We start from the raw sequence: 23,780 nt of genomic DNA, 5'->3' as shown, positions 1-23,780 counted from the left end.
TCGACGCACCAATCGACGCAACTCGTAGCCTAGGGTACGCTCGCCCGCATGGCCAACGACGCAGCTGCCGGCAGTCCCCTCCGGGTCGCCCCGGCCCGCTCGGCGGACGATCCGGTCCGCTCGGTCCTGGCCGCCTACCCGAAGGATCTCGCCCGGGCGGTGGACGACACCCTCGCCGGCTTCCTGGCCGCCGAGGTCGACTCGCTGACCGAGATCGACGCGGCCATGGGCGGGTTCGCCGCGACGGCCCGCGACAGCGTCCTGGCCGGCGGCAAGCGGGTCCGGCCGACCTTCGCGCACTGGGGCTGGCGCGGCATCGTCGGCGGCGACGCCGCCCTGGCCCCGGTGCTGCCGGCGCTCGCCGCGCTGGAACTGCTGCACACGTTCGCCCTCGTCCACGACGACGTGATGGACTCGTCCGCCACCCGGCGCGGCCGGCCCACCACCCACGTGGCGGCGGCCGCCCGGCACGCCGCCGCCGGGCGGCGCGGCGACTCCGGCAGGTTCGGCGAGACGGTCGCGATCCTGGTCGGCGACCTCTGCATGATCTGGGCCGACCGGCTGCTCTCCCGCGCCGCACTGCCACCCGCCCGGCTGTTCGAGGTCCGGCGCTGCTACGACCAGATGCGCGTGGAGACGGTCGCCGGGCAGTACCTGGACGTCCTCGGTGAGAGCGACCCGGCGAACTGGTCGGTGGACCGGGCGCTCCGGGTCGCCCGCTACAAGACCGCCAGCTACACGGTGCAGCGGCCGCTGCTCTTCGGCGCCCGGCTGGCCGGTGTCGACGCCGACGCGCCGGTGATCGCCGCGTACACCCGCTACGGGCTGGCCGTCGGGGAGGCGTTCCAGCTCCGCGACGACCTGCTCGGTGTCTACGGCGACCCGGCCACCACCGGCAAACCGGCCGGCGACGACCTACGCACCGGCAAGCCGACGGCGCTGCTCCTGCTGGCCCGCGAACTGGCCACCCCGGCGCAGCGCCGGGCCTTGGACCGGGCCGGCGTGGCCGCGGGTGACCGGGAGATCGCACAACTGACCGAGCTGGTCGCCGACACCGGGGCGGTCGACCGGGTCGAGCGCATGATCTCGGGCCGGGTCGCCGAGGCGCTGGCCGCGCTCGACGACACCCCGATCGACGGGACGGCGCGCACCGCCCTCAGGGGTCTCGCCACCGCCGCGACGAGCCGGCGGGCATGATGGGCAACCTCGCACACAAGGAGGTGGTCGCGTGCGCACCGTGAACGGGCGTACGGACCGCGTGGTCGTCGTCGGCGCGGGGCTCGGCGGGCTGGCCTGCGCGCTGCACCTGGCCGGCAGCGGCCGGCAGGTGACGGTGCTGGAGCGCGAACCGGTGCCGGGCGGGCGGGCCGGCCGGCTCGGCGTCGACGGGTACGAGTTCGACACCGGGCCCACGGTGCTGACCATGCCCGACCTGATCGCCGAGGCGCTCGGCGCAGTCGGCGAGGAGCTGGCCGACTGGCTCGACCTGACCCCGCTCGACCCCGCCTACCGGGCCTACTACCCGGACGGCTCCACCCTGGACGTCATCACCGACACGACCCGGATGGCCGCCGAGATCGCGAAGGTCTGCGGGCCCCGCGAGGCCGACGGCTACCTCCGCTTCGTCGAGTACGCCCGCGAGCTGTGGCGACTCGAGCGCACCGACTTCATCGAGCGCAACCTGGACGCGCCGACCGACCTGCTCACCGGCAACCTGCTGAAACTGCTCGCGAACGGTGCGTTCCGGCGGTTCCAGACGAAGATCGACCAGTTCTTCCGGGACCCGCGCACCCAGCGCGTCTTCTCCTTCCAGGCAATGTACGCCGGGCTCGCACCGCACGACGCGCTCGCCATCTACACGGTCATCGCGTACCTCGACTCGGTGGCCGGGGTGTACTTCCCGCGCGGGGGCATCCACGCCGTCTCGCGGGCGATGGCCGGCGCAGCCGAGAAGCACGGCGTGCAGATCCGGTACGGGACCACCGTGACCCGGGTGGAGACCGCCGCCGACCGCGCCACCGGCGTGCGGACCGCCGACGGGGAGTTCGTCCCGGCCGACGTGGTGGTGCTCAACCCGGACCTACCGGTGGCGTACCGCGACCTGCTCCCGCCGACGCGCCGCCGCCGGCTCACCTACTCCCCGTCCTGCGTCGTCCTGCACGTCGGGTCGACGCAGGGCTACCGCAAGATCGCCCATCACAACATCCACTTCGGACGGTCGTGGCGCGGCACCTTCGACGAGGTCATCCGGCGCGGCGAGCTGATGAGCGATCCCTCGCTGCTGGTCACCAACCCGAGCCGGACGGACCCGTCGGTCGCGCCCGCCGGCCGGCACACCTACTACGTGCTGGCCCCGGCGCCCAACCTCGACCGGGCGCCGTTCGACTGGCGGGGCGGGCTCGCCGACCGCTACGCCGAGCAACTGGTCGGGACGCTGGAGGAGCGCGGTTACCTGGGTTTCCGGGACGGCATCGAGGTGCTGCGGACGGTCACCCCCGCCGACTGGGCGGCGCAGGGCATGGCCGCCGGCACGCCGTTCGCCTCCGCGCACAGCCTCTTCCAGACCGGCCCGTTCCGCCCGCCCACCCTGCACCGCGGCCTGGCCAACGTGGTCTTCGTCGGCTCGGGCACCCAACCCGGCGTCGGGGTGCCGATGGTGCTGATCTCCGGCAAGCTCGCCGCCGCACGCGTGACCGGAGGCCGCCCGTGACCGCCCGTGAAGCCCACCTGGTGGAGCTGGTCGACGACGCCGGTCGGGCGACCGGCCAGACCACCGTGTCGGCCGCGCACCAGCCACCCGGGCGCCTGCACCGGGCGTTCTCGGTGCTGCTCGTCGATCCGGCCGGCCGGCTGCTGCTGCAGCGCCGGGCGGCGGTGAAGACCCGCTTCCCGCTGCGTTGGGCCAACTCGTGCTGCGGCCACCCGCCGCCCGGCGAGTCGCCGGCGGTCGCCGCCAACGCCCGGCTCGCGGAGGAGTTGGGCGTCGGACCGGTCGAGCTGACCGAGATCGGGGTGTACGTCTACTACGCCGAGGATCCGGCCACCGGGCGGGTCGAGTTCGAGTACGACCACGTCCTGCTCGGCGACCTCCCGCCCGACACTCCGCTGCACCCGGACCCGGCCGAGGTCGCCGAGCTGCGCTGGGTGGACCCGACCGAACTCGTGGCGGAGCTCGACGCCGACCCGTCCGCGTACGCCCCGTGGCTCGGCGGGGTGGTGAACCGCCTGCTGCGTCCGGCCGGTCCCGGCGCGCTCCGGTCCGCAGCGGCGACCGACGACGCCGCGGAGCGGCCGGGTGACCGATGAGGCGCTGAGCGCGGGCGCGGTCGCCCGGCGGCTGGGCGTCGCGGTGACGACCCTGCGCACCTGGCACCAGCGCTACGGTCTCGGGCCGAGCGAGCACGTCGCCGGGCACCATCGCCGGTACACGCCGGCCGACCTCGCCCGCCTGGAGATAATGCGGCGGCTCACCGCCCAGGGGGTCACACCGGCCGAGGCGGCCCGCTGGGCCCGCCAGGCACCGGCGGCCACGCCCCGCGAGACGGAAGCCCGGCCGCAGGTCGGAGGCGCTCGTGGTGGCGGGGGCGCGACGATCCCGGTGGGCCGGGCCGGGCCGGGCGCCCGTGGACTGGCCCGCGCCGCCATGCGGCTGGACTCGGTCGTGATCAACGAGACGATCGGCCGCACCATCCAGGCCGAGGGGGTCGTCGCCGCCTGGGACGGGCTGCTCCGGCCGGTGCTCGCCGGGATCGGCGAACGGCACGCCGCGACGGCGGGTCTGATCGAGGTCGAGCACCTGGTGTCCCGGTGCGTTTCGGAGGCGTTCGCCGCGGTGGCCCGGGCCCACGCGCCCGCCCGCGCGCCGCGCATCCTGCTCTCCTGCGCCGACGAGGAGCAGCACAGCCTGCCACTGGAGGCGCTCGGCGCGGCGCTGGCCGAGATCGGGATCGCCTACCGGATGCTCGGCGCCCGGGTACCCGTGCGGGCACTGCTGGAGGCGGTCAACCGCACCGCGCCGGCGGCCGTCGTGGTGTGGTCGCACAGCAGCCTCACCGCCGATCCCGCGCAGCTCGCCGCCCTGCTCGCGGCTCCGCGCCGGCCGCTGCTGGTGCTCGCCGCCGGTCCCGGTTGGGGTGCCGACACCCTCCCCGCCGGGGTGGTGCGGCCGGTCGACCTCACCGAGGCGGTCTCGCTGGCCGTGGCCGTCCGCGACTCCCTGGACCGGCCGGCCCGCGAATGAGCCGCCTCACCGAGGGTGACGACGACAGTGCGCAGATGTGAGGCAGATCCCGCGAGGGTGTCGACCGCCGGAGCCGTCACGTAGCCTCCGGGAGGTCCGTCGACCCCGACCCCCTCTCGGGAGCGAACGATGCGCCTGCGCGCCCTCCTCGCGTCCGGTCTCGCCCTGGTCGTCCTCCTCGGCGGCTGCGGCGGGGAGGCCCGGCGACTGCGGGCCACCGACGGCCCCACCCCTGTGCCGTCCGGCACCCTTCCGGCCGAGCCGAGCCCGGCCGCGACGCCGCAACCGACCCGCGGCACCCCCAAGGCCCCGCCACTCCGGCCGGTCCCGACCACGCTGCCCGCCGGCCTGCGCCGCACGACCGGCGTCGGCGGCGTCGCGCTCACCTTCGACGACGGTCCCGACCCGACCTGGACCCCGCAGGTGCTCGACCGGCTGCGCGCGGCCCGCGTTCCGGCCACGTTCTGCGTCGTCGGTACGCAGGCACGCCGCCACCCGGAGCTGGTCCGCCGGATCGTCCGGGAGGGGCACCAGCTCTGCAACCACAGCTGGCGCCACGACGTCGACCTGGGGCGGCGGCCGGTCAGCGAGATCCGGGCGGATCTCCAGCGCACCAACGCCGCGATCCGGGCGGCCGTCCCCGGAGCGAAGATCTCGTTCTACCGGCAGCCCGGTGGGCGGTGGACGCCCGAGGTGGTGAAGGTCGCCAAGCAGCTCGGAATGCGGTCGCTGCACTGGACGGTCGACCCCCGGGACTGGGGCAAGCCGCCGGCCGAGACGATCAGCAAGCGGGTAAGCAGCGCGGCCCGGCCGGGCGCGGTCGTCCTGCTGCACGACGGGGGTGGCGACCGCGCGGCGACCCTGGCCGCCTGCCCCGCGTTGATCACCGATCTGAAGCGCCGGTACGGGGTCGTCCGCCTCGCCTAGCTGCGGTTTTCCGGTGCCGTGTGGCTCCAGCCATACCGGTTTGGTCGACCGGTACGGCATCACGTATGCTTTCCAAGCCTCCGGCGGGGCCGGATGGGAGCAAGTCCGCTTGAAGTTGCGAATGTGCAATGATGGCGGGGCCGCCCTCATCGTCTAGCGGCCCAGGACGCCGCCCTTTCAAGGCGGTAGCACGGGTTCGAATCCCGTTGGGGGCACGGTCCGGTTTCGGCCGGAGAGCTGGGTCCTGTGGAGCAGTCGGAGTGCTCGCCGCCCTGTCAAGGCGGAGGTCGCGGGTTCAAGTCCCGTCAGGACCGCCAGCGCTGACGCCGCGCCACCCGCGCGGCGTTCTGCGTATCGGTGCATGTGACCCTGGTCTGCGGTGATCCCGGGGGCCGGGTAGCATGGGCCGAGCACGGCCAGGTAGCTCAGTTGGTACGAGCGTCCGACTGAAAATCGGAAGGTCGGCGGTTCGACCCCGCCCCTGGCCACATAGCCTTTCGCCGGGCTACAGCAGCGCCGACCAGCGGAAACGCCGGTCGGCGCTTCGCTTTGCGCCCCGGAATCCCCGCCGCGGCGGGCAGCCGTGCGGATTGCCGGTTCCGCTGCGCCGCAGGCCGGCGTCGGCTGCCATGAGGGAGTGCCGACAGATCCCAGGTGGTTTGGCCGCGGCCCGGCGGTCGGGCTGCTGCGCAGCAGGGAGACCGCGCAGCAGACCAGCTACGTGGAGCTGTTCTTCGACCTGATCATGGTGTTCGCGCTCAACCGGCTGGTCGCCTTCGCGGTGCAGGGCGCCGGCACCCCGGACTCCACCATCCGGTGGATCTCGGTCGCGCGGATTCTGCTGCTGCTCGCGGCGCTGGTCTGGGCGTGGACGATCACGGCGTACATCACCGCGCGGCTCGATCCGACTGCCCCGGGCACCCAGTCGTCGGTCCTGCTGACCGCGTTCGCCCTGCTGGTGATGGGCACGAGCTTGACGAACGCCTTCGATGGCGGGGCGCTCGTCTTCGCCATGTCGTACGTGTTCGCCCAGACCGCCCGGGTCCTGTTCCTCGGCTGGGTCCTCAAGACGCACCCGCTGGCGAGCGTGTACCACCGGAGCCTGGCGTGGTTCGGCCTGGCGGCGGTGTTCTGGGTGGCCGGCGCGCTGGCCGGCGGCGACGCGCAGCTGTCGCTGTGGGCCGTAGCGGTGGTCGTCGAGTTCGGCTCGGCCCGGCTGGGCTGGCCGATTCCCGGTCGCGGGCGGCAGCGGGCCACGGCCTGGGCGGTCCGGCCCCACCACATGGCCGAGCGATATCAGCAGCTGCTGCTCCTCGCGCTCGGGGAGACGCTCCTGTCGGTCGGCGCCACCTTCGCCATCGGGCGAAATCGGGTCACCGCCACCGAGATCCTCGGCCTGCTCGTTGCCTTCCTGACCGCGGTGCTGCTCTGGCGGACCTACTTCCACCGAGCGGGACTGCTGCTGGCCGACGCGGTCGCCACCGACCGCGATCCGGCACAGGTGGGCCGCTTCGCCGGCTCCGCCCACGTGGTGATGATCGCCGGAATCGTCGCCACCTCGATCGGGCACGGCATCGTCCAGAGCCGCCCGGTCGGGCACAGCTACCCGGCGTGGCTGGCCATGATGCTCGGCGGCCCCGCCGGCTTCCTGCTGGGCCGGGCCGCCCTGGAGCGGGCCGTCTTCGCCCGGATCTCGCCCCGGCGCTGGGTGGGAATCGCCGTCATGCTCGCCGCCGGCCCGCCGCTGCTGTCCGCACCGCCGCTGGTCCCGGCGGCGACCGCCGCGGTCGTCCTGTTCGGCATCGCGGTTGCCGACACCCGGCAAGCCGCTCGTCGCCCGGGGGAGCAGCCGAAGCCGGCGGACGGCAACGCGACCTGGCTGTGGCGCCCGCACGGCCGACCGGATTGACGACTGCTCCCCACCTACCCAGTTTGGGCGATTCCGGCACGGGTAGGTCCCGGCCATGCCTGACTGGGGCGAGCTGTTCGCGCTGAGCCAGCCACCGCTGGAGATCTTCATCCGGGGCACGGTGACGTTCCTGGTCCTGCTCGCCCTGCTCCGTGTGGTGGGCCAGCGCGAGGCCGGCGGACTGGGTCTCACCGACGTACTGCTGATCGTGCTGGTCGCCCAGGCTGCCGCCGGCGGGATGACCGCCGACTCGATCGCGATCGTGGACGGCCTGGCGCTGGTCGTCACGATTCTGTTCTGGAGCGTCGCCCTGGACGCGGTGGTCTACCGCTGGCCACGGTTGGCGGTGCTGCTGAAGGCGCGACCCCGCGTACTGATCGAGGACGGCCGGCTGAACCGGGCGGTGATGCGCCGGGAGTTCATGACCTACGACGAGGTGCTCAGCCAACTCCGCCTGCACGGGATCGAGGACGTGGCCCACGTACGCCGGGCGTACCTGGAACCGAACGGGATGGTCAGCGTCCTGCGCGGTGACGACGCGGACGTCGACGAGCCGGCCGGCCATCCGGCGCGCCTGGGGTGAGTCCCGGACGAGAGCGCGCCGCCCCGTCCGTCGGCGGGCCGGCGATGAGCGCCACGGTACGGTCCGACGCATGACGGTCGCCCGCTCGATCCTGCTGTTCCTGCTCGCCGCGCTCGCCGAGATCGGTGGCGCGTGGCTGGTGTGGCAGGGCTGGCGGGAGAACCGGGGGCTGCTCTGGGTCGCGGCGGGAGTGATCGCGCTCGGGCTCTACGGCTTCGTCGCCACCTTCCAGCCCGACCCCAACTTCGGCCGCATCCTGGCCGCGTACGGGGGTGTCTTCGTCGCCGGCTCGCTGGCCTGGGGAATGGTCGTCGACCGCTTCCGCCCGGACCGCTACGACATCGTCGGAGCGGTCATCTGCCTCGTCGGCGTCGCCGTCATCATGTACGCCCCGCGCGGCACCTGACACCGGCACCGCCCCCGGCAGGATCACCGTTCCGGGTCGCGGTGGGCGGCGATACCGCCCTGGATCGCCTCCCACACGCTGCGGCCGGCCTGCCGCAGCGTCTCGCCCGCCTGCTCGGCCAGCTGGATGGGGCTCGCGGGCCGTTCGCCGCGCGCCTCGGGCCCTTCTTCCTCCGCGCCGGCGTCGGTCCGCCCGCCCCGCTCCTCGTCAGGCTTGCCGGCCTCCTGGCCGGCCTTCGCCGGGCCGTCCGGACCGGCCATCTCCTCGGCCCGCCCACGCGTCCGCTCGGCGGCTCCGGCCTCCCCGCCGCCACCGGTTCCGCCGGCCCGCCCGGCGGGCCGGTCGGCCGCCGTCCCGATCGCACCCACCTGCTGGCCCAGTTCGTCGGTTGCGCCACCGGCGTCCGACCCGCGGCTGCGCGCCGGCGACCCGCCCCCGCGTTCCTGTCCGGCGCGGGCACCCTCGGCCGTGGCGTCGGTGATCCGCTGCGCCGCCGCCGACAGCTCGTCGCCCTGCCGGCGGACCTGCTGCGCCGACCGGTTCACGTCGTCGATCGCGTCACCCGTGGTACGCCCCAGCGCCTCGATGATCTGCGGATTGTGGTCGATCGTGCCGAGGGCCCGGTCGAGGATCTGCACCAGCTTCGCCAGGCGCACCTTCAGCAACGCCTCGGCGTGCACCCCGGTGATGTCCAGCTCGACCCCCTGGAGGTGGACCCGGACACCGGCGTCGATCTGGAGCAGGTTGGCCAGCCGCGCGCGCAGGGAGAGGTCGGCGTCCAGGCCGTCCACCGCGAGCCGGATCGAGTCGACCGACACCTCCCGCACGTCGAGCAGGACGTCCGGCTCGGAGTCGCCGCCCGGCCGGGCCGTGCCCTCGTCCCGCCGGGCCGGTTCCGCGCTCACGTGCTGGCCCGTCGCGCCGGCACCGGACCGGTCCGGATCCCGTTGCTGCCCGTTCTCGCTCATGCTTCCGCTCCCGCTCCACCCCTGCCGCTGCGCCGACCGTCGGGCGCGGTTACCCGCTTTCCGCCCGTCCATCCGGACCGGGTCGGGTTCATCCCGGCTGCCGGCCTCCGCCGCCAGCCGCGTCCGGTGCCGGCGCGACACCGGGCCGAGCCGCTCACCAGCGTCGATCGTTCCCAGCGCGGAACGGGGGCCCGGGTTGTCCGGAACCGGGCAGGCTCGGGAAGCTGCACACCCGGGCATCAGCCGGTATGGTCCGGGCCTATGGGACAGGGGATGGCTCATCCGGCCGACATCCGGCAGGATCTCGAACGGTTCTCGCTCCGCAGCACCCTCCTCGTTCCCGCCTCGACCGAACAGGCGTTCCAGGTTTTCACCGGTGCGATGACCGACTGGTGGGTCACGGAGTACACCTGGTCGGGCCCGGGGCTCCTCACCGAACTGGGCATGGAACCCAGGGCGGGCGGCTTGCTCTACGAGATCGGCCCGTACGGTTTCCGCAACGACTGGGGTCGGGTGCTCACCTGGGACCCGCCCCGACGGCTCGTGTTCACCTGGCAGATCGGCGCCGACCGCGCGCCGGTGCCCGATCCGGCCCGGGCGAGCGAGGTCGAGGTGCTGTTCCAACCCGACGGGCCGGGCCGGACCCGGGTCGAGGTGGAGCACCGGCACTTCGACCGCCACGGTGAGGCGGCGGAGGGCTACCGCCAGGCGCTCACCGCCGGGTGGCACGAACTGCTCTCCCGCTACGCCAGCGTGGTGGCGAAGCGCGCCACCGGCTGAACCCGGGCGGCGCCGGAGTTCAGCGCCCCAGACCCAATCGCCCGGAGCGGGTGGTGACTCCCTGACCGCCGAGGTCCGCCCGATTGCCGGCCGCGGCGCCGGAGCCGAACCCGGTGCCCGCCAGCCGGCGTGGCGGGGCCGTCCGCAGCCGCGGATAGACCTCGGCGAGCCGGCGCTGCACCCGGTCGGACCGGTCGGCGAGGACCAGGGCGACGGACGGCCCACCCGAGTCGGCCGCCGCGTCCGCCTCCGCCGTGCGCAGCCGCGTACCGACGACCTGCGCGAAGCCGGCCAGCCACGAGCGACGGAACGCGGCCGGGTGCTCGTCCGCCGGGACGGGCGTGCCGGCGATACCGTGGGCGGCCTGCACGAGCAGCGAGGTGAAGAGCAGGTCGACGCGTTCGAGGTCGCTCGCGAAGCCGAACAGGTGCATCGCGAAGCCGCTGCCCAGGCGCCGGCGGACGCACCGGCAGCGCAGCGGATCCGCGACGGCCGCGAGCAGCCCGGCCTTGTCCCGGGCGTACGGGGCGACGACCTCGACCACCCGGTCGCCGACCGGGTCGGTGGCCGGGTCACGGGCGGCCAGCAGTGCCCGGTCGACGCCGTAGCGGGCGATCAGCTCGGTCGCCTTGGCGGTGAACGCCGCCGACTCGGCCGGCGTGCAGGCCGGGTCCTCGGCCTGCGCCAGAAGCTTGCGGACCTTGCTGAGCATCGCCTCGGACATGCGCACAGGCCTATCACGCGAGCGCGCGCCACCGGGCGACCGACCGGGAGCCGCGTGGTCTATCCGGCACGGCTGCGCAGGGTCGCGACCGTCGAACCGGCCAGCGTCAGCAGACAGTCGGGCAGCAACCCGTCGGCCGCCGCGGCACCGAACAACGCCGCGCCGGTGGCGGTGTCGGAGTTGGCGTACGCGCTGACGAACCGGGCCACCCAGCGCGTGTCGTAGCCGGCCTCGTCGATGCCGGGGAAGTCGAGCGTGCACGTGCCGGAGGCCCCTGGCTCGCCCACCATCGTGGCCGCGAGACACCACGCGACCCCGTACGCCCCGGCGAGGCCGGACCGGTCGACGACGGCGTCGAAGGTGCCGCAGACCCCATCGCCGTCACCGGCCAGCGCCGAGCGCAGCACCGCCGCGGCGTCGTCGTGCGTCTGCTGTGGTGATTCGGTCACGCAGGGCACGGTAGGACCGCCCGTCAAGCGACCCGCTCAGCATTACTCTCCGTAATCAAAGCGGTCTACCTGCGGATTGAGGTGAAGCCACGGTCCCGCCGAATTGCCCGGCACGTTACTCTGCCCAGCGGACCTTCGCCGGAGGGAAGGACGACCATGCCCATCTCACGCGCCACGCGAGCAGCCACCCTGGCCGCCTGCGCGACGTTCCTGCTCGCCACCACCGCCTGCGGGACCGACCAGCCCGAGGAGTCCACCACCACCCAGGTGCGCCTCTACGGCACGGACGGCAACATGCTCAACTCGTTCCCAGCCGAGTTGGGGGATCGCGCCGGTCTGGTCGACGGGATGAAGGGAACGACCCCGTTGACCCCGTTGCCGGAGGACTTCAAGAATCGGCTGCTGGCCGTCGACCCGCGCCTGACCGACTTCCTCTACGCGGCGGAGTCCTATGACGCGGTGATGATCAGCGCGCTCGCCGCGCAGCTCGCCGGCAGCACGGACCCGGCGGCCATCGCGAAGCAGATCGTCGGCGTGACCAACGGCGGGCAGCGCTGCGAGACCGCGGCGGCCTGCCTCCAACTGGCCCGCAACGGGCAGGACATCGAGTACCGCAGCGTCTCGATCACCCGGGCCGGGTTCACCGACGAGGGCGAGCCCTCCACGGTCAGCTACGGCGCGCTGCACTTCGACGGGCAGCAGATCAACGACGGCAAGACCGAGTTCGTGGGCGCGGGCACCGAGTCGGCCGCCAGCACCGCGACCCCTCCGAAGCCGAAGAAGCAGGGCAAGGGCGCGGCCGACCGCGCCGACGGCTCGCCGCTGGTGCTGGGCGGCCTGCTGCCGAAGACCGGTGACCTCGCGCTGGCCTACCCGCCGATGGCGGCCGGCGTCGCGCTCGCGCTCAACGAGATCAACGCCGCTGGCGGCGTCCTCGGCGACCCGGTCACCTGGATCGACGGCGACGACGGCACCAACCCGGCGGTCGCCAAGGCCACCGTGGCGAGCCACGTCGGGGCCGGGGTGAACGTCATCATCGGCGCCGGCGGCTCGGGCATCTCCCGGGCGGTGCTGCCCGACGTGGTGAATGCCGGGCTGATCCTGTTCTCCCCGTCGAACACCGACGCGAGCCTCACCCAGCTGGACGACAAGGGCCTGTACTTCCGCACCGCCCCGCCGGACAGCCTGCAGGGCCGGGCGCTGGCCGACGTCATCCTGCGGGACGGCCCGCAGAAGATCGCGATCGTGGCCCGCAAGGACTCCTACGGCGAGGGCCTGCAGAACATCGTCCGGGCCGAGCTGGAGAAGGCCGGCATCAGCGCCGACCGGCTGAAGCTGCTCACGTACGACCCGCCGGAGGACGCCGAGGCGAATCCGGTCGACTTCACCTCCGGCGCCCAGGAGATCAAGGCGTTCAAGGCGGAAGCCGTCCTGATCATCGGGTTCGGTGAGTCGGCCGCGGTGATCCGCGCCCTCGCCGACTCCGGGGTGGAACTGCGGAACTGAGCCGCCGAACGGGAACGGCCGCACCGGGAGCCCGGTACGGCCGTTTCCGGTTCAGGGCCGGCGGCGGCGCTCCAGGAACTCCGTCATCCGCCGGTGCTTCTCCTCGTCCTCGAAGAGCACCGCCTGGCTGACCAGGTCCAGGTGCGGGTGGGCGGCGGCCGGTGCGTCCACGGCCAGCTTGGTGAGCCGCAGCGCCAGGGCGGAGCCCTTCGCCATCTCGTCGATCAGGTCGTGGGCCGCCGGCAGCAGCTCGGCCGGCTCGGGGACCACCCGGTTGACCAGACCGATCCGCAGCGCCTCCTCGGCGTCCACCCGCCGGCCGGTGAAGAGCAGCTCCTTGGCCCGGGCCTCACCGACCAGGGCCGGCAGCCGGTGGGTCGCTCCGGCGCCGGCCAGGATGCCGAGGCGCACCTCGGGCTGGCCGAAGACGGCACGGGCGGTGCAGACCCGGAGGTCGCACGCGTACGCCAGCTCGGCGCCCCCGCCCAGCGCCGGCCCGTCGACGGCCGCCACGGTCGGCATCGGCAGCGCGCGGATCCGGGCGAACGCGGCCGAGTTGATCGCGGCGAGCGCGTCCAGCCGCCCGCGTTCGCGGAGCTGCCCGATGTCGGCGCCCCCGGCGAAGATGCCGTCGGCGCCGCCGGTGAGCAGCAGCAGCCGCGGCCGGGCCTCCAGTTGGGCGCACAGCTCATGCAGCTCGCGGACCAGGTCGGCGTCGATGGCGTTGCGCTTCTCCGGGCGGTCCAGCGTCGCCACCACCCGGTCGGCGTGCTCCTCGATCCGCAGCCCGGTCACGCCTTGACCCCGTTCACCCAGCGGTAGAAGCCCTCCCCGGACTTCTTGCCCAGCCGGCCGGCGGCGACCATCTCGGCCAGCAGCGGCGGCGGCGCGAAACGGTCACCGTAGGCGGCCTGGAGGGTACCCGCGATGTCGAGCCGGACGTCCAGCCCGACCAGGTCGGTGAGCTCCAGCGGACCGATCGGATGCCGGTACCCGAGCACCATCGCCTTGTCGATGTCGGCCGGGCTCGCGACGCCGTCGGCGACCATCCGGATCGCCTCCAGGCCGAGCGTCACACCCAGCCGGGAGGTGGCGAAGCCGGGCATGTCGCGTACGACGACAGGGTCCTTGCCCAGCCGGCCGGCGAGCGCGACCGCCGCGTCGGTGGTCTCCGGTGCGGTGCCCGGGCCGACCACGACCTCGAGCAGTGCCATCGCCCAGACCGGGTTGAAGAAATGCAGCCCGAGGAAGCGCTCCGGCCGGGCCAGCCCGTCGGCCAGCTCGGCGATGGCGATGCTCGACGTGTTGCTGCCGAGCAGCGCGGGGCCGAGCGCCTCGGCCTCCCGCAGCACCGACCGCTTGAGGTCGGCCCGTTCCGGCACGGCCTCCACCAGCACGTCCGGGCCCTCGGCGACCTCGGCGAGCGCCCCCCGCAGGCGCACCCGGGCCCGGTTGCCGCCGGCCTGCTCGGCGGTCAGCCGGCCGCGGCTCACGGCCCGGTCCCACAGCTCGCCGAGGCGTGCCGTCGCGGCCTCACCCCGGGCCCGGTCGACCTCGACCAGGTCCACGTCGTATCCGGCACCGGCGGCCACGTACGCGATCCCGAGACCCATCGTGCCGGCGCCGACGACCACAAAGCGGTCGCTCATCCTCCAGTCGCTCATGCGGGGACCCTAGCGGGTGGGGGAACGCCCCCTGCCGGACGCCCGCGGCGAGGGAAGAGGCCCTTGTCAACGCCCCTGGCCGCGTCCGCTCCCGCGCAGCCGCAGGGTCGCGAGGTAGTACGGGGCGTCCCGGTCGTCCACGTCGACCAGCCGCCAGGGGCTCCCGTGGACCAGCGCGGCCAGCTCCTCCGGGGAGCAGACCAGGTAGTCGAACCAGGGCGTGCCGAGGTCCCGGTAGCGCAGCCGCAGCCGCAACTGCCCGCCGAGGCGTCCCCGGCTGCGGTTGCGCTCGTGGTACGTGGTGTGCGCCGGGTCGCGGGTGCCGTACGGATCGGTCCCGTGGGCGATCACCTGGGCACCGGGACGGGCGAGCGCGGCCAGCGCGGCGAGGAACCCGGGGGCCCGGTCGTGCCCCTCGATCAGCCCGAGGTTGTTGCCGAGCAGCAGGAAGGTGTCGTAACGCCGCCCGTCGGCGGCGTGCGCGTCGACGGTGGCGTGCACCAGGTCGCGGACGCCCCGGCGGCGGCACACGTCGAGCGCGCCCGGGGACGTGTCCAGCCCGGTGACCGGTACGCCGCGCTCCTGGAGCAGCAGCGCGATGCGACCCGCCCCCACGCCGATGTCCAGCGTGTCGCCCCGCGCCCGGTCGACGGCCCGGTGGTCGTACGGCTGCCAGTGCTCGGGCCCGTCCAGGTAGTGCGCCGCCGGAGCACCGTTGATCAGGCCGTCGTCGCGTTCGATGATCTCGATGACCGGGCGGGGCAGCCGGCCACCCACGAGTGGCCGGGGTCCGACACCGGTGGCCACGGCGAGCGCGTCGCGCAGCATCTCTCCGTACGCGTCGCCGGTGCGTGGCTCGCCGATCATGCCCTCACCGTAGGTCCTGCGGCGAAATCCCGTCATCCCTGGTCAGCGGCGAGGGCGGACGACACGCCCTAACTGCCCGCTCAGCCGCCGTGGCGGTCGTATCCTGGCGGCGTGACCATGCTGGACCGGCTCGCCGCGGAGAAGTACATCCTGCTCACGACCTTCCGCAAGGACGGCCGTGCGGTGCCGACGCCGGTCTGGGCGGTCCGTGACGGCGACGCGCTCGCGGTGTGGACGGTGGCCGATTCCGGCAAGGTGAAGCGGATCCGCCGCAGCGGGGACGTGACGGTCGCGCCGTGCGACGTCCGGGGCCGGCCGCAGGGCCCGCCGGTGCCCGGCCACGCCACGCTGTCCGACGGTCCGGGAACCCGCCGGGTCCGTGCGCTGATCAAGGAGAAGTACCGGCTGCTCGGCCGGCTCACCCTGCTCGGCAGCCGGCTGCGCCGGGGTGAGCAGGGCACGGTCGGCATCCGGGTGACGCTCAAGGCCTGACGGCGGCTGGCGGCCTGACGACGCGGGACATGCGTGAGGGCGGCGGGCCGATCGGCCGCCGCCCTCACGCACTTCGTCTGTTGGGCTGTCGCCCCGGTCAGTCCCCCTGGCGCTGCTGCGGGATCTGCCCCTGCAGCAGGGCCCTGACCTCCGACTCCCGGTAACGACGGTGCCCGCCGAGGGTCCGGATGGCGCTGAGCTTGCCGGCCTTGGCCCACCGGGTCACCGTCTTCGGGTCGACACGGAACATCGACGCCACCTCGGCCGGCGTGAGCAGCGGCTCCGGTTCGTGCGTTCGCGATGCCATGGGTCACTCCTCCACATGTATAGACATCGGCCGGGGTCCCGCCGGCCGACGCGTCTCCCATGGTCCGGCTAGTCCCCGATGTCCGACATGGGCCGAACGGCCGAACGTCCCTAGACGGACGGATGAACCATGCCCGAATTATGCGACTTTTACACGGCAGAAAGTACCTTATTCGGACTCATGATCACGGTTCGTGATGCGTCAACTACGAACGTGCCTCAGCTTCGGCCGCTAAACTGGGCGGATTTGCCATCAGTTGCACCGCTCCAGCAGCTGCACGGCTCGCCACCGCGCGACCAGCTTGTCGTACGCCGTCGACGCCTCCTCCGCCTCACCGCGGGACAGCCCGGCCAGGCCCGCCGCGACCAGCTCCGGCGAGTCGTCCGCGGCGAGGGCCTCGTCGGAGAGCAGCTCCACCAGACCCCCGTAGTCGAGCTCCACGACCGACCGCGGATGGAACTCCTCCAGCCAGCGCGCGGCCTCCTCCACGGCCTCGGTGATCGGCGCGGCGCCCACCGACTTGCGCAGCACGGCGAGGGCCCGCGACGACCGGCGGCGGGCCTTGGAGATCTCCGTCCGGTACCGCAGCGCCCGCCGGCCCGGCTGGGTGACGTGGTGCCGCTCCTCGGGCGCGAAGAGCACGAACCACCGCAGCGGCACGCCCCAGGTGGCGATCTGCTCGTGCACCCGGGGCACGCCGTGCTCCAGCACGCGCGCCCCGCTGCGCCAGTCGTCGACCACCGCCTTCGCCTGCCCCGCCAGGACCGGCGGGACGAAGGCGTCGGCCAGCACCGGGGGTACGCCGTCCCGTGCGCTCAGCGCGGCCTCCGCCACCCGGATCCGCAGGTTCCACGGACACACCAGCAGCGTGTCGTCGGCCTCCAGGACGTACGCCTCCTCCGGCAGCTCCGGCAGCCGCGTCCAACCCGCGCCGAGCGCCTCGATCACGGACGTCCGCTGCCGGCCCGGCCCCTCGACCGGGGCGACGGCGCGCCCCTGTTCGACGTAACGGCGCCAGTACGTCTGACGGTCACGGTCGAAGGCGGTCAGCGGTTCATACACGCGCAGGTATGAAGCGAAGAGCGACGGCACGGCGCGATCCTCCCACGAGTCGGACGCGAAGCCCCGGCGGCACCGCTTTCCGGTCCGCCGGGCGGCGGGCGGGCGGTCCGCAGGCGCAGGGTCCCGCGGTACGGACGCGCACGCCGGGGGCGGCGGGGCGACGTCGGCCGATACTAGGCTCAGCGGCACCGGCAGCATCCCGCCGGCGTCCACAGGTCCGTGGCCCACAAGGCCGCACACCACACCAGGAGCGAGTCATGGGCGTATTCGCCACCACCGACGACCCGGGGTCGGCCGGTCACGAACAGGTCGTGTTCTGCCAGGACAAGCAGACCGGCCTCAAGGCGATCATCGGCATCTACTCCACCGCGCTGGGCCCCGCGCTCGGCGGCACCCGGTTCTACCCGTACGAGAGCGAGGAGGCCGCCCTCGCCGACGTGCTCGACCTGTCCCGCGGCATGGCGTACAAGAACGCCCTCGCCGGTCTCGACCTGGGCGGTGGCAAGGCGGTCATCTGGGGCGACCCCGAGCGGATCAAGAGCGAGGCGCTGCTGCGCGCGTACGGCCGCTTCGTGGAGACGCTGGGCGGGCGGTACTACACCGCCTGCGACGTCGGCACCTACGTGGCGGACATGGACGTGATCGCCCGGGAGACCCGGTACGTGACCGGCCGCAGCGTCGAGCACGGCGGCGCCGGCGACTCCTCGATCCTCACCGCCTGGGGTGTGTTCCAGGGCATGCGTGCCGCCACCGAGCACGTCTGGGGCGCGCCGACGCTGCGCGGGCGGCGCGTCGGCGTGGCCGGCCTGGGCAAGGTCGGCAAGTACCTCGTCGGTCACCTCCTCGAGGACGGCGCCGAGGTCGTGGCGACCGACGTCAACCCGAAGGCCCTGGAGTGGGCGCGCGCGACCCACCCGCAGGTGACGCTCATCGAGGACGCCAGCGCGCTCGTCGCCGCCGACATCGACGTGTACGCGCCCTGCGCGCTCGGTGGCGCCCTGAACGACGAGACGGTCCCGGCCCTGCGCGCGAAGGTGGTCACCGGTGCCGCCAACAACCAGCTCGCCCACGCGGGGATCGAGAAGGTGCTCGCCGACCGCGGCATCCTGTACGCCCCCGACTACGTGGTGAACGCCGGCGGCGTGATCCAGGTTGCCGACGAGATCGAGGGCTTCAACTTCGAGCGGGCGAAGCTGCGGGCGACGAAGATCTACGACACCACGCGGGAGATCCTGCGGCTCGCCGACGCCGAGGGGGTGCCGCCGGCGGTCGCCGCGGACCGCCTGGCCGAGCGGCGGATGGCCGACGTGGGCCGGCTGCGGACGATCCACCTGCCGTGATCGCGGCCCCCGGGGGCGGGCCGCCTGGTTCCGCCTCCGGGCCTCCTCGCCAGGGCGCAGACCGTTAAGCTGGGTTTCGCGGTGATTCGTCCGGCGTCACGGGTGCTCCCGGTATCGGTCCTTACCGGGTACACTGGGTGACGACCGAGCAACCGCGACGCGCGGAGCCGGTCGACGGTAACCCGAGGTGCCGAACGACGGCATCCCCATGTACCGTAAGAGCTACGAGAGATGCCTGACGTCATCGGGGCCCGCCTTCGGGCTGCCCCGCATTCTGTGCGAGGGGGTCGAGCCATGGGGCGCGGCCGTGCTAAGGCCAAGCAGACAAAGGTGGCGCGGGAGTTGAAGTACCACTCCCCGAACACCGACCTCGCCGCCTTGCAGCGAGAACTCGGCGGCAGCCGCAAGTCGGACCACGACTTCGACGACGACTACAAGCAGTACGTCGACGACGATGACGAGGACCACGCGGACGACGACCCGGAGTCCTGGGTCCGTCCCACCCGCTGACCCCCGGTCACATCTGAGCACGCGGTAAGGCCCGCGTGCTCACGTATGTGCCGGCTCGGCAGCGGCGTCCCGACTGTCCGACCAGGCCGTGTCCGGAGTCCCGGGCCGGGACTCCGGACACGGCCTCAGGTGCTCGGACGACACCCGACCGGCCCGCTCAGCGCGGCCGGTTGTTCCAGTTGTAGAACGTCGGGATGTTCTCGAAGTGGTTCCAGGCGCACACCGCGCTGGCCCCGTCGCCACCCGCCACCTCCGCGCGGAGTCGACGCGCGGCCTCGGCCTCTTCGAGCAGCGCAGTCAGGCCGCTGCCCGCCGCGCGGACGCGGTCGGCGACCTCGTCCAGGGCGGCACCCGTCGCGCGCTCAGGCTGCCGGTGACCGGTGGTCTCGGGCATGCTCCAACACTCCCTCCAGTAGGCGGATCTTGCTGTTGCGGCAGTGCTCGGTCTCCGTACCGTCAAAACGTCCCAGCTCGAAGTAGCGGTTGGCCGCGTGACCACCGCCACAGAAGCCGAAGTACGGACAGGAGGCCCGGCAGGACTCCACCCCGGCGAGGAACTCGCCCACCCACGGCGTCCGCTCCGCACCGGCCAGGATCTCCGCCAGCGGCGTGACCAACACGTTGCCGCTGCTGAAGTCCCCGTACCGGGGGTCGGTGAAGCCGGCCAGCTCGGGTGACAGCACGGTCACCGACCCGTCGTGGCCGACCGTGGGGATCGGGTCCAGCCGCCGGGGCAGCAGATCGTCCCCACTGCCGTCGAGCACCGCCGCGGCGTAGCGCAGCGACCACTCGACCTCGCGCAGGTGAATGCGCGGATCCCGGCGCCAGGCCGCCACCAGCTCCGCCCAGAAGGCGGTCACCGCAGCCGCGTCATGGCGGTTGGTCCGGGTGTTGACCCCCTCGGTCTCCTCGATGTTGATGCCCAGCACGTCGGGGCCGAGGTCGAGGAAGTAGTCGTACAGCTCGCCGGCGAGCCCCGGCTCGGGGCGGCCGACCACGGCCAGCGCCGAGAAGGGCAGCCCGTGCCGGCGCAGCGCCTCGACGCCGCGCACGATCCGGTCGTACGCCGGACTCCCGGCCCGGGTCACCCGCTCCTCGTTGCGCTCCCGCGGCCCGTCCACGCTGACGCTCACCCGGATCCGGTGCTCGACGAAGAACCGGCACCACGCGTCGTCGATCAACGTCGCGTTGGTCTGGACGTGGTGCTCGACCTCCGGCCCGAACGGGGCGATCAAGGCGGCGAGATGGTCCCGCCCGGCGGCCAGCGGCTCGCCGCCGTGCCACACCACCGAGAACCGCCCGGCCCGCGCCCACGGGTTGACCGACGCGGCCACCGCCTCCGCTACCGGCACCGGCATCCGCCGGTCCGCCCCACGCAACGGCAGGTAGCAGTACGCGCAGTCGAGATTGCAGAGGGTGGTGGGCTGCATCACCACGTAGGTCGGGACGGTGGCCAGGCCACGCATCCCGTTGGTCGACCGTCCCCGAGCAGCCATCGCCCTCCTCTGCCGCGCCTGAGGAGCTGACCAGGCACCAGGCGTGCCCGACAGCGTTGAGGGTGCCCTTCAGGCTAGGCGGCGACGGCCACCCGGGTGAACCCCTGATCAGGTGTCCGTACGATCACCGGAGCGTGATCAACCGCGGGTGTGCTGCCCGATCATCTGGACGTTGCCGGAGCCCTCGATGATCTCGCCCGCCTGCCACGCGTCCACGCCACGGCCGGTGAGCGTGGCCAGCGCGCGGTCGGCGTCCTCGGCCGAGACGATCGCGAACATGCCGACGCCCATGTTGAACGTCGCCTCCATCTCCACGTCCTCGATGCGGCCCTTGGACTGCACCAGGTCGAAGATCGGCTGCGGCTTCCAGGTGGCGCGGTTGACCACCGCGTCGACGTGCTCGGGCAGGACCCGGACCAGATTGCCCGGGATACCGCCGCCGGTGACGTGCGCGAGCGCCCGCACGTCCGCCTCGGCGATCAGCTTGAGGCAGTCCTGCGCGTAGATCTTGGTGGGGGTGAGCAGCTCCTCGCCGAGCGTGCGCTGCCGGCCGAAGTCGTCGATCACCACGTCGAGCCGCATCCGGCCGGCGCCGAGCAGCACGTGCCGGACCAGCGAGTAGCCGTTGGAATGCAGGCCGGACGAGCGCATCGCGATCACCACGTCGCCGACCTCGACCCGCTCCGAGCTGAGGATCTCGCTCTCCTCCACCACGCCGACGCCGGTGGCGGAGATGTCGTACTCGTCGGGGCGGAGAACACCCGGGTGCTCAGCGGTCTCGCCGCCCAGCAGCGCGCAGCCCGCGTACCGGCAGCCGTCGGCGATGCCGGCCCCGATCTCGGCGACCTTGTCCGGCACGACCTCGCCGGTGGCGATGTAGTCGAGCAGGAACAGCGGCTCGGCACCGCAGGCGACCAGATCGTCCACCACCATGGCGACCAGGTCGATGCCGACCGTGTCGTGGATGTCCATCTGCTGCGCGATCACCAGCTTGGTGCCGACCCCGTCGGTGGAGGACGCGAGGATCGGGTTCTTGTACTTCTTCGTGTCCAGCCGGAACAGGCCGGCGAAGCCGCCGAGGTCGCCCAACACCTCCGGCCGCCGGGTCTGCCGCACCTTCGACTTCAGCAGCTCGACCGCGCGGTCGCCCGCCTCGATCGACACCCCGGCGTCCGCGTAGGAGACCGAGCGTTTGCGCGCCGGGCGGCCGGTGCCGGCCGTCCAGGCCTTGCGGTCGCCGCCGGCGCCGGTCGGGCTGCTTCCTGCGCCGCTGCGCTCGGACACGTGCGTCACGGTTCTCCCCTTTGGTGGTTCTGGCGCGGGACCGGCGGTGGCCGGGCGCGCCCGGCGGTGCTACGGGCGGTGGGTGGTGACCGACGGTTCCAGGTCGGAACGCGACGTCCGGCGCGCCGCGCCGAAACTGTCGTCGCCGCCCGGGTTGGCGACGAGCGGAGAGGTGTGCTGCTCGGCGGCCCCGGCGGTGACCCGCCGGCCGACCCCCTCCAGCACGTGCTTGCCGATCAGGTTGGCGGCAGGCAGCTCGATCGGGTACTCGCCGTCGAAGCAGGCTCGGCAGAGCCGGCTCTTCGGCTGCTCGGTGGCCGCGATGAGGCCGCTGAGCGACACGTACCCCAGGGTGTCGGCGCCGATCGACCGCCGGACGCCCTCGTTCTCCAGGCCGTTGGCGAGCAGCTCAGCGCGGGTGGCGAAGTCGATGCCGTAGAAGCACGGCCAGGTGACCGGCGGGGAGGAGATGCGGACGTGCACCTCCAGCGCCCCGGCCTCGCGGAGCATCCGCACGATGGCCCGCTGGGTGTTGCCGCGGACGATGGAGTCGTCGACCACGACCAGGCGCTTGCCCCGCACGTTCTCGCGGAGCGGGTTGAGCTTGAGCCGGATGCCGAGCTGGCGCAGCGTCTGGGACGGCTGGATGAACGTCCGCCCGACGTACGGGTTCTTGACCAGGCCGGCGCCGTAGGTGATGCCGGACTCCGCCGCGTAACCGATCGCGGCCGGCGTGCCGGACTCCGGGACGGGGATAACCAGATCCGCCTCGACCGGGTGCTCCCTGGCCAGCCGGCGGCCGATCTGCACGCGTGCCGCGTGCACGTTCCGCCCGGCGATGGTGGCGTCCGGACGGGCGATGTAGACGTACTCGAAGAGACAGCCCTTCGGCTCCGGCGGCGCGAACCGGGTGGAGCGCAGCCCGTCCTCGTCGATGGCGATCAGCTCGCCCGGCTCCACCTCGCGGACGACGCTGGCGCCCACGATGTCGAGGGCGGCGGTCTCGCTGGCCACGACCCAGCCGCGCGCCAGCCGGCCGAGCACCAGCGGGCGGACGCCGTGCGGGTCCCGGGCGGCGTACAGCGTCGACTCGTCCATGAAGACGAAGCTGAACGCGCCCCGCAGCCGGGGCAGCACCTCCAGCGCGGCGGCCTCGACCGACAGGTCGGGCCGGCTGGCCAGCAGCATCGTCACCAGGGAGGTGTCGTTGGTGGCGCCGTCGGCGGCCAACCCGCGCTCAGCGACCTCGCGCTGCAGATCCGCCGGGTTGACCAGGTTGCCGTTGTGCGCCAGCGCGATGGTCGTGCCGGACGTCGTCGCCCGGATGGTCGGCTGGGCGTTCTCCCAGGTGGAGGCGCCGGTGGTCGAGTAGCGCGCGTGGCCGATCGCCACGTGCCCGCGCAGGCTGGCCAGGGTCGGCTCGTCGAAGACCTGGGCGACCAGACCGAGGTCCTTGTAGACCACCACGCCCGAGCCGTCGCTGACCGCGATGCCGGCCGCCTCCTGCCCCCGGTGCTGCAGCGCGTACAGCCCGAAGTAGGTCAGGTTGGCGACCTCCTCGCCAGGGGCCCACACGCCGAAGACGCCGCACGCGTCCTGGGGGCCGGGACGTTGGGGATCAAGGTCGTGGCTCAGCCGGCCATCGCCTCGGGGCACCTGCCGCTCCCTCATGCTGGACTGGCCTGGCGGAATCACGAAATCCGCACTCCTCGGCCGGGACCACTGTCGTCGCCTGACAGTGTACGCGAACCCGAGTCGACACAGAAAGTCACGAAATCGCTGCTGTCCGTTACCGGTCGGGATGGTCCAGACGCAGCTGAAGCGGCAGGTACGCGGAGAGGTCCGCCCGGATCCCGCTCACCCGTACGCGACCCTCCGTGACCGCGTCCGCCCAGCCGAGGCTCCCCGTGGCGACCCTCAACCAGGTCTCCGGATCCATTTCGACCACGTTCGGCGGGGTGCCCCGGGTGTGTCGGGGACCCGGAACGCACTGAACTGCACCGTAAGGTGGGACACGCACCTCCACCGATCGGCCGGGGGCGCGCTCCGCAAGGGCGGTCAACAGGGCACGGACCGCCTCTCGGAGCACCGGTCGATCGGGCGTACGCCCCTCGTCGAGCGCCGACAACGCCGCCGCGATCGCGGCGGACTTAACGTGCGGAGAGGACACGACGGGAGATTACGACTCGCGCGCGGCCCGTCTCACGTTGGCCCTGGGTCGCGCTGATCCGGTCAGACAAGGCATAGTTGCCGACGGCGTATTCAT

General features: G+C 73.2%; 26 protein-coding genes and 3 tRNA genes. 16 read left to right on the top strand and 13 right to left on the bottom strand.

Annotated features, from left to right (window positions below):
- Window positions 1-48 precede the first annotated feature (48 nt).
- The 11 genes from EV376_RS06250 to EV376_RS06200 all read left to right on the top strand — a co-directional run bounded on the left by EV376_RS06250 (window position 49) and on the right by EV376_RS06200 (window position 8,065).
- Window positions 49-1,197, top strand: coding sequence for a polyprenyl synthetase family protein (locus EV376_RS06250; protein WP_130321186.1), 1,149 nt, complete (start codon window positions 49-51; stop codon window positions 1,195-1,197).
- Between the two features lie 31 nt (window positions 1,198-1,228).
- Window positions 1,229-2,710, top strand: a complete 1,482-nt coding sequence (gene crtI / locus EV376_RS06245; RefSeq protein ID WP_130321185.1) for a phytoene desaturase family protein — start codon at window positions 1,229-1,231, stop codon at window positions 2,708-2,710.
- Window positions 2,707-3,306 (top strand): isopentenyl-diphosphate Delta-isomerase, encoded by a 600-nt coding sequence (idi, locus tag EV376_RS06240; protein ID WP_130321184.1) that lies wholly within the window; start codon window positions 2,707-2,709, stop codon window positions 3,304-3,306. The genes crtI and idi overlap by 4 nt, the downstream gene beginning before the upstream one ends.
- The gene (locus tag EV376_RS06235) at window positions 3,296-4,240 is read left to right on the top strand and encodes a MerR family transcriptional regulator (RefSeq protein ID WP_130321183.1); all 945 of its coding nucleotides are present in this window, start codon (window positions 3,296-3,298) and stop codon (window positions 4,238-4,240) included. The genes idi and EV376_RS06235 overlap by 11 nt, the downstream gene beginning before the upstream one ends.
- Window positions 4,241-4,369: 129 nt before the next feature.
- Entirely contained in the window at window positions 4,370-5,167 is a 798-nt protein-coding gene (locus tag EV376_RS06230; protein WP_130321182.1) for a polysaccharide deacetylase family protein, read from the top strand.
- A gap of 142 nt (window positions 5,168-5,309) precedes the next feature.
- A tRNA-Glu gene (locus EV376_RS06225) sits at window positions 5,310-5,382 on the top strand.
- A 25-nt stretch (window positions 5,383-5,407) separates the two neighbouring features.
- A tRNA-Asp gene (locus EV376_RS06220) sits at window positions 5,408-5,484 on the top strand.
- Between the two features lie 97 nt (window positions 5,485-5,581).
- Window positions 5,582-5,655: transfer RNA gene (locus tag EV376_RS06215), tRNA-Phe, on the top strand.
- A 149-nt stretch (window positions 5,656-5,804) separates the two neighbouring features.
- A complete protein-coding gene (locus EV376_RS06210; protein ID WP_130321181.1) occupies window positions 5,805-7,076 on the top strand; it encodes a low temperature requirement protein A in 1,272 nt (423 codons plus the stop codon).
- Between the two features lie 55 nt (window positions 7,077-7,131).
- Entirely contained in the window at window positions 7,132-7,659 is a 528-nt protein-coding gene (locus EV376_RS06205; protein ID WP_130321180.1) for a YetF domain-containing protein, read from the top strand.
- Between the two features lie 70 nt (window positions 7,660-7,729).
- A complete protein-coding gene (locus EV376_RS06200) occupies window positions 7,730-8,065 on the top strand; it encodes a YnfA family protein (RefSeq protein WP_130321179.1) in 336 nt (111 codons plus the stop codon).
- Window positions 8,066-8,088: 23 nt separating this feature from the next.
- Here EV376_RS06200 and EV376_RS06195 read toward each other — a convergent pair whose 3' ends face one another.
- A complete protein-coding gene (locus tag EV376_RS06195) occupies window positions 8,089-9,033 on the bottom strand; it encodes a hypothetical protein (RefSeq protein ID WP_130321178.1) in 945 nt (314 codons plus the stop codon).
- Between the two features lie 261 nt (window positions 9,034-9,294).
- Here EV376_RS06195 and EV376_RS06190 point away from each other — a divergent pair, with 261 nt between their 5' ends.
- Window positions 9,295-9,813, top strand: a complete 519-nt coding sequence (locus EV376_RS06190) for an SRPBCC family protein (RefSeq protein ID WP_130321177.1) — start codon at window positions 9,295-9,297, stop codon at window positions 9,811-9,813.
- A 19-nt stretch (window positions 9,814-9,832) separates the two neighbouring features.
- Here the strand turns inward: EV376_RS06190 and EV376_RS06185 are convergent, their stop codons facing one another.
- Together EV376_RS06185 and EV376_RS06180 are read right to left on the bottom strand one after the other, a co-directional pair.
- Window positions 9,833-10,537 (bottom strand): DUF2786 domain-containing protein, encoded by a 705-nt coding sequence (locus tag EV376_RS06185; protein ID WP_130321176.1) that lies wholly within the window; start codon window positions 10,535-10,537, stop codon window positions 9,833-9,835.
- A 59-nt stretch (window positions 10,538-10,596) separates the two neighbouring features.
- Window positions 10,597-10,986 (bottom strand): hypothetical protein, encoded by a 390-nt coding sequence (locus EV376_RS06180; protein WP_130321175.1) that lies wholly within the window; start codon window positions 10,984-10,986, stop codon window positions 10,597-10,599.
- A 156-nt stretch (window positions 10,987-11,142) separates the two neighbouring features.
- On the opposite strand from EV376_RS06180, the gene EV376_RS06175 reads away from it, so the two are divergent.
- The gene (locus tag EV376_RS06175) at window positions 11,143-12,492 is read left to right on the top strand and encodes an ABC transporter substrate-binding protein (RefSeq protein WP_130321174.1); all 1,350 of its coding nucleotides are present in this window, start codon (window positions 11,143-11,145) and stop codon (window positions 12,490-12,492) included.
- A 51-nt stretch (window positions 12,493-12,543) separates the two neighbouring features.
- On the opposite strand, the gene EV376_RS06170 is transcribed toward EV376_RS06175, so the two are convergent.
- The 3 genes from EV376_RS06170 to EV376_RS06160 form a co-directional block, all read right to left on the bottom strand.
- Window positions 12,544-13,287, bottom strand: a complete 744-nt coding sequence (locus EV376_RS06170; RefSeq protein ID WP_130321173.1) for an enoyl-CoA hydratase/isomerase family protein — start codon at window positions 13,285-13,287, stop codon at window positions 12,544-12,546.
- Complete coding sequence (locus EV376_RS06165) at window positions 13,284-14,141, bottom strand: 3-hydroxyacyl-CoA dehydrogenase family protein (RefSeq protein ID WP_130328537.1); 858 nt, start codon at window positions 14,139-14,141, stop codon at window positions 13,284-13,286. Before EV376_RS06165 ends, EV376_RS06170 begins: the two co-directional genes overlap by 4 nt.
- An 81-nt stretch (window positions 14,142-14,222) precedes the next feature.
- Window positions 14,223-15,023, bottom strand: a complete 801-nt coding sequence (locus EV376_RS06160) for a class I SAM-dependent methyltransferase (protein ID WP_130321172.1) — start codon at window positions 15,021-15,023, stop codon at window positions 14,223-14,225.
- 111 nt (window positions 15,024-15,134) lie between these two features.
- On the opposite strand from EV376_RS06160, the gene EV376_RS06155 reads away from it, so the two are divergent.
- On the top strand, window positions 15,135-15,515 hold the full coding sequence (locus EV376_RS06155; protein ID WP_130321171.1) for a PPOX class F420-dependent oxidoreductase: 381 nt from the start codon (window positions 15,135-15,137) through the stop codon (window positions 15,513-15,515).
- A gap of 97 nt (window positions 15,516-15,612) precedes the next feature.
- Here the strand turns inward: EV376_RS06155 and EV376_RS06150 are convergent, their stop codons facing one another.
- On the bottom strand, window positions 15,613-15,822 hold the full coding sequence (locus EV376_RS06150) for a BldC family transcriptional regulator (RefSeq protein WP_007073996.1): 210 nt from the start codon (window positions 15,820-15,822) through the stop codon (window positions 15,613-15,615).
- Window positions 15,823-16,074: 252 nt separating this feature from the next.
- Complete coding sequence (locus EV376_RS06145; protein WP_130321170.1) at window positions 16,075-16,914, bottom strand: DUF8083 family protein; 840 nt, start codon at window positions 16,912-16,914, stop codon at window positions 16,075-16,077.
- A gap of 227 nt (window positions 16,915-17,141) precedes the next feature.
- Between EV376_RS06145 and EV376_RS06140 the strand changes: the two genes are divergently transcribed.
- Both EV376_RS06140 and EV376_RS06135 read left to right on the top strand, forming a co-directional pair.
- A complete protein-coding gene (locus tag EV376_RS06140; RefSeq protein WP_130321169.1) occupies window positions 17,142-18,224 on the top strand; it encodes a Glu/Leu/Phe/Val dehydrogenase dimerization domain-containing protein in 1,083 nt (360 codons plus the stop codon).
- Between the two features lie 294 nt (window positions 18,225-18,518).
- The gene (locus EV376_RS06135) at window positions 18,519-18,734 is read left to right on the top strand and encodes a DUF3073 domain-containing protein (RefSeq protein WP_130321168.1); all 216 of its coding nucleotides are present in this window, start codon (window positions 18,519-18,521) and stop codon (window positions 18,732-18,734) included.
- Between the two features lie 157 nt (window positions 18,735-18,891).
- Here EV376_RS06135 and amcA read toward each other — a convergent pair whose 3' ends face one another.
- The 5 genes from amcA to EV376_RS06110 all read right to left on the bottom strand — a co-directional run bounded on the left by amcA (window position 18,892) and on the right by EV376_RS06110 (window position 23,684).
- Window positions 18,892-19,128 carry a multiple cyclophane-containing RiPP AmcA gene (gene amcA, locus EV376_RS06130; RefSeq protein WP_130321167.1) on the bottom strand — a complete coding sequence of 79 codons (237 nt, stop codon included), beginning with the start codon at window positions 19,126-19,128 and terminating at the stop codon, window positions 18,892-18,894.
- On the bottom strand, window positions 19,097-20,200 hold the full coding sequence (gene amcB, locus EV376_RS06125) for a cyclophane-forming radical SAM peptide maturase AmcB (protein WP_486482870.1): 1,104 nt from the start codon (window positions 20,198-20,200) through the stop codon (window positions 19,097-19,099). The genes amcA and amcB overlap by 32 nt, the downstream gene beginning before the upstream one ends.
- Window positions 20,201-20,368: 168 nt before the next feature.
- Window positions 20,369-21,523: a phosphoribosylformylglycinamidine cyclo-ligase gene (purM, locus tag EV376_RS06120; protein WP_130321165.1), complete on the bottom strand. Its 1,155-nt coding sequence runs from the start codon at window positions 21,521-21,523 to the stop codon at window positions 20,369-20,371.
- A 60-nt stretch (window positions 21,524-21,583) separates the two neighbouring features.
- Window positions 21,584-23,170 carry an amidophosphoribosyltransferase gene (purF, locus tag EV376_RS06115; RefSeq protein WP_130321164.1) on the bottom strand — a complete coding sequence of 529 codons (1,587 nt, stop codon included), beginning with the start codon at window positions 23,168-23,170 and terminating at the stop codon, window positions 21,584-21,586.
- Between the two features lie 133 nt (window positions 23,171-23,303).
- Window positions 23,304-23,684 carry a sterol carrier family protein gene (locus EV376_RS06110; RefSeq protein ID WP_130321163.1) on the bottom strand — a complete coding sequence of 127 codons (381 nt, stop codon included), beginning with the start codon at window positions 23,682-23,684 and terminating at the stop codon, window positions 23,304-23,306.
- Between the last annotated feature and the right edge of the window lie 96 nt (window positions 23,685-23,780).

This window comes from Micromonospora sp. CNZ295, assembly GCF_004217535.1.
Note: the sequence above shows the minus strand (reverse complement) of the source record. Positions and strands in the feature narration are given on the sequence as shown.